The organism is Edaphobacter modestus (assembly GCF_004217555.1).
Lineage (GTDB): Bacteria > Acidobacteriota > Terriglobia > Terriglobales > Acidobacteriaceae > Edaphobacter > Edaphobacter modestus.
The window spans coordinates 1,711,723-1,724,046 of sequence record NZ_SHKW01000001.1 but is presented as its reverse complement, the minus strand read 5'-3'; the positions used below and the strand labels follow the sequence as shown (position 1 = coordinate 1,724,046).

General features: G+C 57.5%; 8 protein-coding genes. 5 read left to right on the top strand and 3 right to left on the bottom strand.

From position 1 onward, the window contains the following. Nucleotides 1–2: 2 nt before the first annotated feature. Nucleotides 3–1,121 carry a ThiF family adenylyltransferase gene (locus BDD14_RS07165; RefSeq protein ID WP_130418199.1) on the bottom strand — a complete coding sequence of 373 codons (1,119 nt, stop codon included), beginning with the start codon at nt 1,119–1,121 and terminating at the stop codon, nt 3–5. 384 nt (nt 1,122–1,505) lie between these two features. Between BDD14_RS07165 and BDD14_RS07160 the strand changes: the two genes are divergently transcribed. From BDD14_RS07160 to BDD14_RS07140, 5 genes are all read left to right on the top strand, one after another. Continuing rightward, a complete protein-coding gene (locus tag BDD14_RS07160; RefSeq protein ID WP_242617797.1) occupies nt 1,506–4,598 on the top strand; it encodes a POTRA domain-containing protein in 3,093 nt (1,030 codons plus the stop codon). 1 nt (nt 4,599) lies between these two features. Further along, entirely contained in the window at nt 4,600–5,361 is a 762-nt protein-coding gene (locus BDD14_RS07155) for a SurA N-terminal domain-containing protein (RefSeq protein WP_130418198.1), read from the top strand. After that, nucleotides 5,358–9,809: a translocation/assembly module TamB domain-containing protein gene (locus BDD14_RS07150; RefSeq protein WP_242617796.1), complete on the top strand. Its 4,452-nt coding sequence runs from the start codon at nt 5,358–5,360 to the stop codon at nt 9,807–9,809. Before BDD14_RS07155 ends, BDD14_RS07150 begins: the two co-directional genes overlap by 4 nt. Nucleotides 9,810–9,883: 74 nt before the next feature. Continuing rightward, nucleotides 9,884–10,666 (top strand): BON domain-containing protein, encoded by a 783-nt coding sequence (locus tag BDD14_RS07145; RefSeq protein WP_242617795.1) that lies wholly within the window; start codon nt 9,884–9,886, stop codon nt 10,664–10,666. Nucleotides 10,667–10,741: 75 nt separating this feature from the next. Beyond that, nucleotides 10,742–11,602 (top strand): UbiA-like polyprenyltransferase, encoded by an 861-nt coding sequence (locus tag BDD14_RS07140; protein WP_130418196.1) that lies wholly within the window; start codon nt 10,742–10,744, stop codon nt 11,600–11,602. Between the two features lie 55 nt (nt 11,603–11,657). On the opposite strand, the gene BDD14_RS07135 is transcribed toward BDD14_RS07140, so the two are convergent. After that, on the bottom strand, nt 11,658–11,996 hold the full coding sequence (locus tag BDD14_RS07135; RefSeq protein WP_130418195.1) for a CsbD family protein: 339 nt from the start codon (nt 11,994–11,996) through the stop codon (nt 11,658–11,660). Between the two features lie 87 nt (nt 11,997–12,083). Next, nucleotides 12,084–12,233, bottom strand: coding sequence for a lmo0937 family membrane protein (locus BDD14_RS07130; protein WP_130418194.1), 150 nt, complete (start codon nt 12,231–12,233; stop codon nt 12,084–12,086). Nucleotides 12,234–12,324 lie beyond the last annotated feature (91 nt).

Genomic DNA, 12,324 nt, shown 5'->3' with positions numbered 1-12,324 from the left:
CGTTAGGAGCCGATGAAGCGTGCGTAGAGAGAGCGTGCCACCGTTACATCGGTCGTGCCCTGGATGATCGCTCGACCATCGGCGAAAAGTGTAAGGGTGTGTGGCTCACGCTCAAATCGAAGCAGAAGATCGTTAAAGCGAACCCTTCCGTGGGGAGCGAGACGGTCCCGCATCGCAGCGAAGTCGACTGGGCGATGATGCTCGTGAATCTGAACGGAGTTTCGCCCGCAAAGAGTGATATGAGGACGGCTTTCGCCGCTGAGATGGCTGAACTCACGGTGATCGCACACGGCGCATCCCTTGCGCGGCTTCGCAGTGGCGATCTCGGAACGCTCCGAGGTCCAGAGGTCGAACGAGAGCAGTGTCCGACGCATGAGTGCCGACTGGCCGGTAAGGAATTTAAGCGCTTCGGTCACCTGGATAGAAGCAGCCAGATTCACCGCGGTGGAGAGAATGCCGGAGGTGTCGCAGGTCTCGACAGGACCGGAGGGCGGTTTCGAAAAGAGGCAGGCGAGACAGGAGGTAGGCTCCCATCGGGCGTCAGAAGCCGATGCAGGCAGGGGAAGAATATTCATGGTGGCGGCATACGCCCCAATGGCGGCCGCATAGATCCATGGCCTGGCCTGTTGCACGGCAAAGTCGTTGATGAGATAGCGGGTCTCGAAGTTGTCCGTCGCGTCGAGGATGAGGTGGCTGGTGCCTGTGAGGCCGGCGATGTTGCCGGGAACCAGGTCGGTGACGTAGGCGCGAACCTCAATGCCCGAGTTGAACTGTGCGATTTTGCGGCGTGCGGCTTCGGCTTTGGGAAGCGCCTGCAATGCATCTGCTTCGTCGAAGAGTATCTGGCGCTGCAGGTTGGAGGGCTCGACGAAATCGCGATCGATGAGGGTGAGCGTACCGACTCCGGCGCGTGCCAGCAATGCGGCCGACGCGGCACCGGTAGCTCCGCAGCCAACGATGCAGACGTGTGCTTCGGCCAGCCGGGCCTGTCCTGCTGCGCCTATGCCCGGAAAGAGGATCTGGCGAGAGTACCGCTCCTGATTATCGATAGGGTTGTCGATGGGAGAGGAGGCTTCGCCGGAAGCTGGGGTGGGAACGAACTCGGGCGAGGTGTGCTGCATGGACCATGCTTTCCGTGTCCCGAAGGACTCTGCTCTTTCGTAGTATAGGGAATGCACTGTCGCACGGGGAACTGCTGACTGCGGAGGGATGGAGCCGCATCCAACTGGAGGCAATAAAACTCCAGCGTAGGGTCCGGTAAGTGGCCCGGAAGAGAGATAACCGGGACTTTGGTGTTGGACGAGGAAAGGTGTTTTTTGGGTCAGTCGCGAAGAGGTCGAACGTCGAGCGGGAGCGGTAGGACCATAAGACATACCGCGATCGCTGTCCTGCTTTTATGGACAGCGCTGGCACGACCCTGCCATGCACAGACCGAGCCGATCGGCGGGACCCCGAGGACACCCGCAGACTCTACTCCGCCTGCAAATCAGCTTCCAGCAACTACTGTGCAACCAACCCGTCCTCCCACAGTTCCTCAGGCATCGCAGGTTCCGGGGCCGGCTCGCGGGCGGAATGACGCGCCCGTGATCTCGACCGGCCCAGGTCTGTCGACTTCGGTCTGGGAGTGGAAAGGGCTTCGTGTGAACCGGATTGAGTTTGTGGGGGTCACTTTCGAGGCATCTGACACCTTGCCGAAGGAGTTGGCGCAGAAGGCGGGTGAGCCACTCGACCCCCAGAAGGTGCGCGAGAGCACCCGTCGGCTCTTCGAGAGCGGGCGATATCGCGATGTCGCAGTCCGTGGCGTCCGGGAGGGCGGCGGCATGACTCTGATCTTTGAGGGGACGCCGCGATACTTCGTGGGACGCGTAACGATCACCGGTGTCAAGAACGACCGGCTCGCTTCGTTACTGGAGTACGCGACGAAGCTGAATCCGGGCACGGCGTACACCGATACGTCGGTGGCGACAGGAACGGAAGGGATCCGCGACGTTCTGCGCTCTCAAGGCTACTACGAGCCAAAGGTATACGCCGGAACAACACTGGATCGTCCCAACAGTCAGATCAATGTCGAATACGACGTCGGCGTGGGTCCTCAGGCGCGTATTGGAGACGTTACCGTGGAGAGCGCTGACCTGGGCATGACGCTCGACGAGTTTCGCAAAAAGGGAAAGTTGAAGCGAGGGAGTAAGGTCACTCGCGACACTACGAGCAATGCGCTTTCGAAGCTGCGGTCGCAATATCAGAAACGCAACCGGCTGGAGGCGACGGTCAGTGTGCAGAAGCAGACCTACAACCCGCCACGACGCCAGGTGGACTACGACTTCCACGTAAACCAGGGCCCTGAGGTGAAGGTTCTGATCGAAGGCGCAAAGGTATCGAAGAGTCGCTTACACTTGCTCGTTCCGATCTTCGAAGAGGGAACGATTGACAACGATTTGCTGAACGAGGGCATGCACAATATTCGCGACTTCGTGCAGCAACAGGGCTACTTCGACGCTACGGTGGATGTAAAGGTGATCGGCCGGGACACCGCGAACGCCCGCGTGATCTATACCGTGGACCGCGGAATCAAACACAAAGTGGTATCGGTTGAACTGAAGGGAAACCACTATTTCTCGGAAGACATTCTCCGCGAGAGGATGCAGGTCAAGAAAGCGGATGCGTATCAGCGAAGCGGCCGCTATAGTCCCGGCCTGGTCGCAGGCGATGTCGCGTCCATGCAGGCTCTCTATCGGGCCAATGGCTTTGACCAGGCGAAGATTACGACCGACGTCAGCGACACCGATGAGAAGAAGGGAACTCCAAAACAGAAGAACGGCCAGATCGCCGTGGTTTACAACATCGAGGAAGGACCGCAGAAGAAGTTCGGCACGGTGGATGTGGTGGGTGTCGGTCCCAGCCGTCTGGAGGATGTGAAGTCGCTGATGAATACTCAGGAGGGGCAGCCATTTTCGCTGGTGACCCTCTCCGGTGACCGCGATGCTGTCATTGCCTACTATCTCGGCCACGGTTTCGACCAGGCGAAGGTCGATCTTCAACTGCACAAGCGAGACGACCCAACCCGCACCGATGTCTCACTCACGGTGGCCGAAGGGCCGCAGGTCTTCGTCAATCGGGTTTTACTCTCGGGCCTTGAACTTACACGTCCGAAGGTTGTAGAGAGTCAGATTCGGGTTCATCCAGGGGACCCGCTTGACCAGACAGCGCTGCTCGAAACCCAGAGGAACCTCTACGGCCTCGCACTCTTCAATTCGGTAGTGACAGCAGTCCAGAATCCGACCGGAGATACGCCTCGCAAGAACGTGCTGGTGCAAACGACCGAGGCGAAGCGATGGGCTGTGACCTATGGCTTCGGCTTCGAGGCGCAGACAGGAAATCCAGGCGGAACGATTCAGAGCAATTCCAGCAACCCGAGCGCATACTCTCCGGAGGGACGGGGCAGTGTCAGCCCTCGCGTCTCTCTGGATGTCTCACGTATCAACCTCCGCGGCACCCAAGACTCGCTGAGCCTTCGGACGACCTACGGCCTGCTGGAGCAGATTGCGGTTCTGACCTTCCAGAACCCGAACTCGTTCGGAAAGCGGAATTTCTCGACTACGGCGTCGGGTGGCTACACCAATATTCAGAACATCACCACATTTGCTTCCTCGACGCTTCAGGGCAGTATGCGGGTCACGGAGAAGGTGCATCGGACCGATACGTTGATCTACGAGTTTCTCTATCGACGCGTAAAGGTGGATCCCAACAGCCTGCGAATCTCAGCCGATCTGATTCCCCTGCTTTCGCAGCCGGTGCGGGTAGGTGGACCAAACTTCACCTGGTTCCACGACACCCGGCAGCCCTCGCCGCTGAATGCTTCCAAGGGAATATACGCCTCGCTGCAGGCCTTTGTTGCCTCTTCCAAGTTCGGCTCGCAAACAGATTTCTGGAGGCTGGATGGCACCAACTCCACTTACTATCCGTTGTTTCATCATCGTTATACCCTGGCGCGAAACACGCGTATTGGCTACGAGCATACATCTGGAGTGAATCCGAATGCCGACAGTCCGGTATGCGCAGGGATTCTGCTAACGACCAATCCTACCTGTAACGCGGTGCCCCTTCCGGAGAGACTCTACGCCGGAGGCGCGACCTCGCACCGAGGATTTGGAATCAACGGTGCCGGACCCCGCGACTTGCAGACCGGATATCCGGTAGGCGGCTCAGCGGCCTTCGTCAATACGTTAGAGCTGCGTATGCCGCCTCCCACACTTCCTTACGTCGGAGATAGCGTAAGTTTCGTGCTTTTTCATGACATGGGGAACGTGTTTCAGAATCCTGAAGATATGTTTCCGAGCTTTCTGCGTTTTCACCAGCCGAATCGCGACACCTGCCGTGATGTCTCAGGAACGATCGGGACTTGCAGTTTCAATTACTTTTCCCACGCTGTGGGAATCGGCGCGCGATACCGGACGCCGGTCGGGCCGGTGCGTTTCGATTTCAGCTATAACCTGAATCCCCCCATCTATCCCGTCATTGATGACTACAATGGTGGGCCGCCCTATGTAGGCCAGGGCAATCACTTCAACTTTTTCTTCAGCATCGGACAGGCCTTCTGAAATGCGGAACCTGACGCAAAACCCGGCGATCCGTTGGCTCGAGAGGACGTTTGCCGTAGCGATGCTGGCTGTGTCCGCGGGAGCGCAGCAGCCAGGCGTTCCTCCCTCCATTCCCTTGACACAAACTCCGGGGCAGGGGCGTGGAACCGAGATCGACGGCGTCGTTGCCGTGGTGAACGGAGACGTCGTTCTCGAAAGCGATGTGGATGAAGAGCGCAGGTTCGAAGCGATTCAGCCCTATCGCGGGTCCACGGCCGAGTTTTCGCGGGACCGTGCCGTTCAGAGGTTGATCGATCGCACCCTCATTCTTCAGCAGGCAGTGCTCCAGGCCGATCGGGTAGCGGTTTCGGATGAAGAGCTGGACAAGCAGTTGCAGACGCTGCGAAAAGACATTCCCGTGTGCCAGCAATATCACTGTGAAACAGACGATGGATGGCAAAAATATCTCGCCGCACACGGATTTACCCAACAGGAGTTTCGCGATCGATGGCGCAAGCGGATGGCGCTGCTGCGTCTGATCGAGGTGCGCTTCCGCAGCGGCATCCACATTTCAGAGGAACAGGTTAAGGAGTACTACGAGAAGACCATGCTTCCAGAGTACGCCAAGCAGAAGGTGACACCGCCGAAGCTTGAGACGATCTCGAAGCGCATTGAGGAGGTGCTGTTGCAGCAGCAGGTAGGAAGTCTCATGCGCGATTGGCTGCAGTCTCTCCGGGCGCAGGGGAACGTATGGATCATGAGGCCCGGAGAGGTGGCGCCGTGAGCGAGCAACAAGTGCCTCCGACCCGTCCTCCGGACGATGACCATCGCCGGCGCCTCGAAGAGCGCCTCGAGGAGAAGCGTCAACAGCTGGAACATAGGCTTGAGGAGAAAAAGGAGCGGATCGAGCAAAAGCTCAAGCAGGTGAAGCGATCGATTGCCGCGCGCATCACGCGTGGCACCCTGTGGATAATCGGCGGGATACTTCTGCTGGTCGTGGTTCTCTTAGGCGCCTTCGCCTGGTACACCACCACCCCTGACTTCGAGCGTCGTGTGGCAGCTGAACTCGTCACTGTGCTTGGCGACGCTACCGGCGGGCGCGTCGAACTGAAACGGGTGCGGTTCAGGCTTGCGCATCTCGAGGTTCAGGCCGATGGATTGGTGATCCATGGGCTTGAGGGGCCCGAAGAGGCGCCTTATCTTTCCGTCGACCGGATCCTCCTGCGGGTCAAGATCGTGAATCTCTTTTCACGGGTTGTTACCAGGGGACTCGCCTCCCATGTTTCCCTGAACTATCTACGGGTGGATCATCCCCAGTTCCACCTGATCGTGGACAAGGATGGTCGAACGAATCAGCCGGTTCCAAAGCACCCCCGTACCAGCAATACTCCGATCACCGATACGCTGCTCGACCTTAGAGCCAGAAGCGTGGAGATCGCCAACGGTGTTGCGCGGATCAATGATCGTGCCATTCCTTTCGATCTTGCGGCACGCGATCTGGAGGCTGAGATTCATTACATCTTCCATACAGACCGGTACGGGGCGGAGATCGATCTGAAAGACTTGCGTACCCGGCTTAAAAACGAAGCCGAGGCCAGGTCGTCTTTGCATATGGAGGCGGAGTTAGGAAGGGACGAAGCCGATCTGAGCCGGCTTGAGCTGCGTACGGGCGAGAGATCGCAGCTTCAGATATCCGGTACGCTCAGACACTTTTCCACGCCCGAATGGCAGGCGACGGCCACCGGCTCGCTGGATCTGAGTCAGATCGCGATGCTGACGGGTGTCGACGGTCTCAAGGCAGGAAGTATAGATCTCAACCTGAGGGGGCGGAATTGCGTGGCCTCTACTCCTCAATCGGAGAAGAAGCCTCCCCTCTGGCGCCGGCTCCGCCCACAGCAACAGCAGAAGGTCCAACAGCCTGCCGCCCACGAGCCGGGATGCCCGGCCATGTTCCTCGTTGCTGGATCAGCGAAGCTGCGTGGCGCGGGGTATCGCGACGAGTATGTGACCTTGCGGGGCATCGATGCAACAACACAGATCCGCATGACGCCAGCCGAGCTTGCGGTGACCGAGATCGCGGCAAGGCTGCCTGGCGGCGGCTCCGTAACCGGCGACCTGCGAATTGAAAACTGGATCGGGGAGACTCCGGTCGAAAGCTCCGAATCGCCTACCGTCAAAGCAGCAGCTTCAACCGCCAATAAAACGGCTGCGACGCTGAACGCTAAGACTCCCGTGAGCAAAGTACCGGAGATCAAACCATCCCATGCTTACGTCAACGCCGTGCTGAACGGAGTTCCTTTGAGATCGATCATGGACATCACGGCAGGGAGTTATGGCGATCTGGGCTTCGATACGGCAGTGAGCGGGCCGGTGAAGGTTCAATGGGGCGGAACTGCGAAGGACGTGGCTGATACGGTTGAGCTGGATGGCGATCTGAAGCTTGCACCCACCGGAGTTAGGCGGCCGGGCATCTTCTCAAATGTTCCCCTCACAGGACAGGTTCTGGCGCACTATACCGGACGAAACGAGACGGTGCAGATTCAGCAAATCCACCTCCAGACGCCTCAGTCGACCGTAGAGGCTTCGGGGATTCTCGGTGTGAACCTGGGCGACCCGCTGACGGCGCTGCATGTCGATCTGACCGTACGCGATCTCGAGGAATATAACCAGCTGCTGACTTCGCTGGGCCTGGAAGGCAACGGAAAGAAGGGAAGCGCCGCAATCCCGGTGAGACTTCATGGGGCACTGCACTTTACAGGTACGGCGCAGGGAATGGCCCGCGACCTCGACGTGAAAGGGCACGTGGAGGCCTCTGAGATCGAGTTCGCGATGGGCTCTACCGATGCATTGATTGATTCTCTTGTCGCGGACGCTGAATATTCGCCGAATACTGGAGTGGCAGTTGCGGACTCGACCATTCATCGTGGAACTGCAGTCCTGAATGCGTCGGGCACCGTTCAGCCTCGGCGCGAGGTCTCGCGCCGAGGAGTGGAGACCTTCGTATGGGATAACGGATTGGCCATCGACGCGCAGCTACGGCTCGCGGAGGCGAAGATTCCCGATCTGCTCGAGATCGCAGGCCAACAGCAGAAGGTTCCAGTAACGGGAACCATAGCCGCGAACGCCCACGTCACCGGGACGATAGAAGATCTCGATGGGAACGGACACGTCTCTCTCAGGGACGGCGTCGCCTACGGCGAATCGTATGAAGCCGTATCCGCGGACTTAACCGCGAAGGGAAAGGCGATCGATGCAACCCATGTCTCTCTGAAATTGCACGGTTTCGCGGTTACGGGCAATGGTGGATACGACATGGGGACCGAGCATTTTCACGGTCATCTTGAGGGCCATGACCTTCTGCTTTCGAAGTTCGACACCATAAAGAAGAAGGGAGCGGACGTCGATGGCAGATTGACACTGCTGGTAGACGCGAACGGTACCGCCACAGAGCCGGCGCTGAATGCCAATATCAAGCTGTCCGGCGTAACCTACGCCGGACAGCCTATGGGCGAGGCGAGTGCTGAAGCGCACAGCCAGCAGAGCAGGCTCTTCTTCACGGCGAATGCGAGCCTTGTGGGTGCTGCGTTGAGCCTTCAGGGGCAGACAGATCTCACCGGAGATTATCCAACCCAGGCGAAACTCTCACTAGCGAACCTGGATATCAGCCGGCCACTCACGATGTTCGGTCCGAAGGACATTAAGGCTCAGTCATCCATCGCGGGTGTGGCTACGATCAATGGTCCTTTGAAGACTCCCAAAGCGCTCAACGGCAGCGCTGAGCTGAACGCCGTTGACGTGAAGCTGCAGGGGATTGAGCTCAAGGCGGCCGAGCCGTTGCGCGTCAATCTTCGCGATGGCCTCGCTACCATCGAGCAGTTTCATATCGTCGGCCAGGATACCGACTTGCAATTCTCTGGCACGGCGCAACTCTTCGGCGCAACCGATCCCAAGGGTGGCAAGCTCAACGTAAAGGGCGGCGGGGGCATGAGCATGGCTCTGCTGCACACCCTCGATCCGGACGTTCTCTCCAGCGGCAGAGTGCAGTTCACCATGACCGTCGGCGGAGTGGTCGGTAATCCCAAGCTCAGCGGCAAAGTTCAGCTGGAGCATGTGAACATGGCGCTCGACGGCGTTCCCAACGGCTTGAGCGACATGAATGGCACGCTGATCTTCACCGACGACCGCCTTCAGCTGCAGAACGTCACAGGGAAGACGGGCGGTGGAGAGTTGAAGCTCGGCGGTTCCCTGTTTTTTCGCAACGGCTTTTATGTGGACCTCACGGCGACTGGCGATGCCGTGCGCGTTCGAATGTATGGGCTGAGCGCCACAGCGAATGCCAATCTCAAACTGCAAGGTACTGCCTCTAGCTCGTTGCTGAGCGGCAGCATCCTGGTCACACGTTTTGGCGTAGGGCCCGATGTTGACTTTGCGGCGTTCGCCGGAAGCGGAAGCGCAATCAGTGCACCGCCCGACCCGGACGCTCCCTCGAACAAAATTCGTCTTGAGGTTCGCATTACGAGCGCACCGCAACTGGATTTTCAAAATTCGTATGCCAAGCTGGCCGGTTCGGTCGATCTGAATATCCGTGGGACCGTCGCTACGCCGTCCATCCTCGGCCGCATTCAGATTACCGATGGCAGTGCAACGTTTGCCAGCACGAACTACCAGTTGCAGCGCGGAGACATTTACTTCACGAATCCTGTCCGTATCGATCCAACGATCGACATCGATGCGATGGCGCAAGTGGAAAACTATGAAATCACGGTTGGACTCCATGGTACGGCGAGCAACCTCAAACCGACCTACCGTTCCGAACCTCCATTAAGTGAAGCGGATGTGTTTGCCCTGCTTGCCCTCGGTCGAACTCAGGAGGAGGCACAGATCTATCAGGAAAGCCAGATCGCTGCCGGCACCGATCCTACGACCAGTGCTTTGCTTAGTGGTGCGTTGAACGCGACCGTGAGTTCCAGAGTTGAGAAGTTGTTTGGCGTAGGAAGCGTAAAGATCGACCCGGCTTTCGTCGGAACTCTCGGAAATTCGTCCGCCAGAATTACGATCCAGGAGCAGATATCCAAGCAGATCACCGCGATTTTTGCCACGAACGTGAACACCTCGGCGCAGCAACTCATTCAGGTGCAGTATGACCTCACCCATAATTCTTCGATCGTGGTGACACGCGATGAATCAGGTGTATTTAGCATTGTTTATAAACTACGCCGTCGATATCGTTAGCGGTTTGTCGCCACGGGGACGCATGTTCTTTGATTCGATTAATCGGCGCGGCTCACTTCTGGAGGAAAAGCAGGATGAATACGGGAAAAAGGAATGGCGTAATCGCTTCAGCGCTGATGGCGGCATGTCTCATCGGGGGGGCTTTGAGAGTTCCGGCTCAAACAGCGCCGAGCAATCCACAGGACGCCACAATCCAATCGGATGTGACCAAAGCGCTCGATAATAAACGCTTCAAGGATGTAAGTATCGCTGTGCAGAATGGCGTGGTCACCCTGCGGGGAACTGTCGGCCTCTATGCAGACAAAGAAGATGCGGACAAGAAGGCGCATCATCGCCGAAATGTGAAGGCGGTGGAGAATCTCATCGAAGTCGCCGGCCCGACAGTTGAAGATGTCACGCTGCGCAATAAACTGGCGGAAAAGCTGACCTACGACAGGGTCGGATATGGAACGACGGCCTTCAACGCTTTCACGATCGGCGTCCAGAATGGTGTAGTGACTCTGGGAGGTGTGGCTTACGGGCCTACGGACAAAGACTCCGCAATCAGTCTTGTCGCGAACTTTCCAGGAGTAAAAGATGTTGTGGACAACATTGAAGTCGCTCCGGTTTCGCCCATGGACGATCGGATCCGGCTCGCGACAGCGCGCGCCGTCTATGGCGCTCCTCAGCTGAACAAATATGCCATCGATCCCGCAAAGCCGATTCGCATCACGGTTGTGAATGGCAATGTTACTCTCTCCGGAATGGTTGATAACCAGGGCGATAAGGATGTCGCAAACATTCGCGCCAATGGGGTCCCAGGAGTCTTCAAGGTAACGAATAACCTCCAGGTAGCCAACTCTTCACAGGAAAAATAGGTTCAGCCCGGTTCCTCCGCTCCAGGGCCGCAGAGAGAGGTGCTCTCTGCGGCCTTCATCTTTTAGGATGGAAGTATGAGCTTGTGGAAGAGTACGGCGGTCACGTTTGAGATGATCAAGTGGGAGCACTCCATCTTTGCGCTGCCCTTTGCACTTACCGGAGCAGTTCTGGCGGCTGGAACCTGGCCGCCCCTGCGTGTGTTGGGATGGATCATCGTATGCATGGTTGCGGCGCGTTCCGCTGCGATGGCCTTCAATCGCCTTGTCGATGCTCGGTTGGATGCGGCCAATCCTCGAACCGCCATGCGTGCCTTGCCCGCCGGCGCTTTGACCACGAGCTTTGTTGCGGGCTTTGTGCTCATCTCGGCAGTGATATTTTTCCTCGGCGCGGCAATGCTCAACCACCTCACGTTGCTACTCGCCCCCGTTGCCCTCGGGGTCGTGCTGGCCTATAGCTACATGAAGCGAATCACCCGCTGGTCGCACCTGGTTCTGGGACTTGCTCTTGGCATAGCGCCATCCGCAGCATGGATCGCCGTTCGCGGCTCACTGGATCCGAGAATCATTATTCTCACGCTCGCCGTACTTCTCTGGGTAGGGGGCTTCGACGTTCTCTATGCTTGTCAGGATTTCGAGCATGATCGCAGCGCGGGACTCAACAGTGTTCCACAGGCGTTCGGTCTCGATGCCGCCTTCTGGATCGCGCGGGTGATGCATGTTGGAATGCTCGCCACCCTGTACTGGATGGTGGTTTCCTTTCAGTTGGGGAGAGTCGCGATGATCGGAATCGCGGTAGTGGCACTCCTGTTGCTTTATGAGCATCTCCTCGTCTCGCCCAGGGATTTGAGACGCATGAATGCTGCATTCTTCACCCTGAACGGGATCATTTCGGTAGTGTTCTTCGCGTTTATTGCGACCGATGTTCTTCTTCGATGACGAAGAAAAGGCCCGCCGTACAGGCGGGCCACAGATTCACTCTCTTGAATAAGCTCTAGACATCGCGACTGCGGTCTCGGAGGTTATCCAGCTTTTCGCTCACCTTATTTTTCACGTTTTGCGCGGTATCAACGATACGATCTCGTGCACGATCGGCGCTGTCTTCTCCCCGAGCCCTCAAGTTGTCTTTATCGGCTTCGGTATTAGCTGCAACGTCCTCGCGTCTCTCAGAAGACACATCCTTTGCCTTCCCCCAGGTCTCTTTCGCTGCTCCCTTAACCTGGTCTGCGACGCCGGAATTGGCGAGACTCTGATCATTGAAGGCTTCGCCAACCTTCTGCTTGATAGCACCGGCGACTTGATCGAATTTCCCTGTCACAGTTTCTTTATTCATAATTCACTCCACTCATGCGACGTCTTCCAACTTCGTTTGGATGTTTCGAGCAGGTACTTGAGCAACTTCAGAGGATAGACCTGTTCGTCACAAAGCTCTGCGGCCACTTAGCAGGTTGAAGATCAAAACGATGATCGCCAGGACCAGAAGAATGTGAATCCAGCCGCCAAGGGTATAACTGCTGACCAGTCCAAGGATCCAGAGAATAAATAGAATGATGGTGATCGTCCAAAGCATGGGTGAACTCCTCAAAGATGGATGCGACTTATGCCGTAATCACAAGGCTTTCGAACTGCCCTGCCTGCGCGGCCTTCCTGTTGGTAAGTTG

Excerpts from the sequence above, each read along its gene's own strand:
- BDD14_RS07130 (WP_130418194.1), bottom strand. The coding sequence starts at position 12,233 with ATGCTTTGGACGATCACCATCATTCTATTTATTCTCTGGATCCTTGGA.
- BDD14_RS07140 (WP_130418196.1), top strand. The coding sequence starts at position 10,742 with ATGAGCTTGTGGAAGAGTACGGCGGTCACGTTTGAGATGATCAAGTGG.
- BDD14_RS07155 (WP_130418198.1), top strand. The coding sequence starts at position 4,600 with ATGCGGAACCTGACGCAAAACCCGGCGATCCGTTGGCTCGAGAGGACG.
- BDD14_RS07135 (WP_130418195.1), bottom strand. The coding sequence starts at position 11,996 with ATGAATAAAGAAACTGTGACAGGGAAATTCGATCAAGTCGCCGGTGCT.
- BDD14_RS07145 (WP_242617795.1), top strand. The coding sequence starts at position 9,884 with ATGAATACGGGAAAAAGGAATGGCGTAATCGCTTCAGCGCTGATGGCG.
- BDD14_RS07165 (WP_130418199.1), bottom strand. The coding sequence starts at position 1,121 with ATGCAGCACACCTCGCCCGAGTTCGTTCCCACCCCAGCTTCCGGCGAA.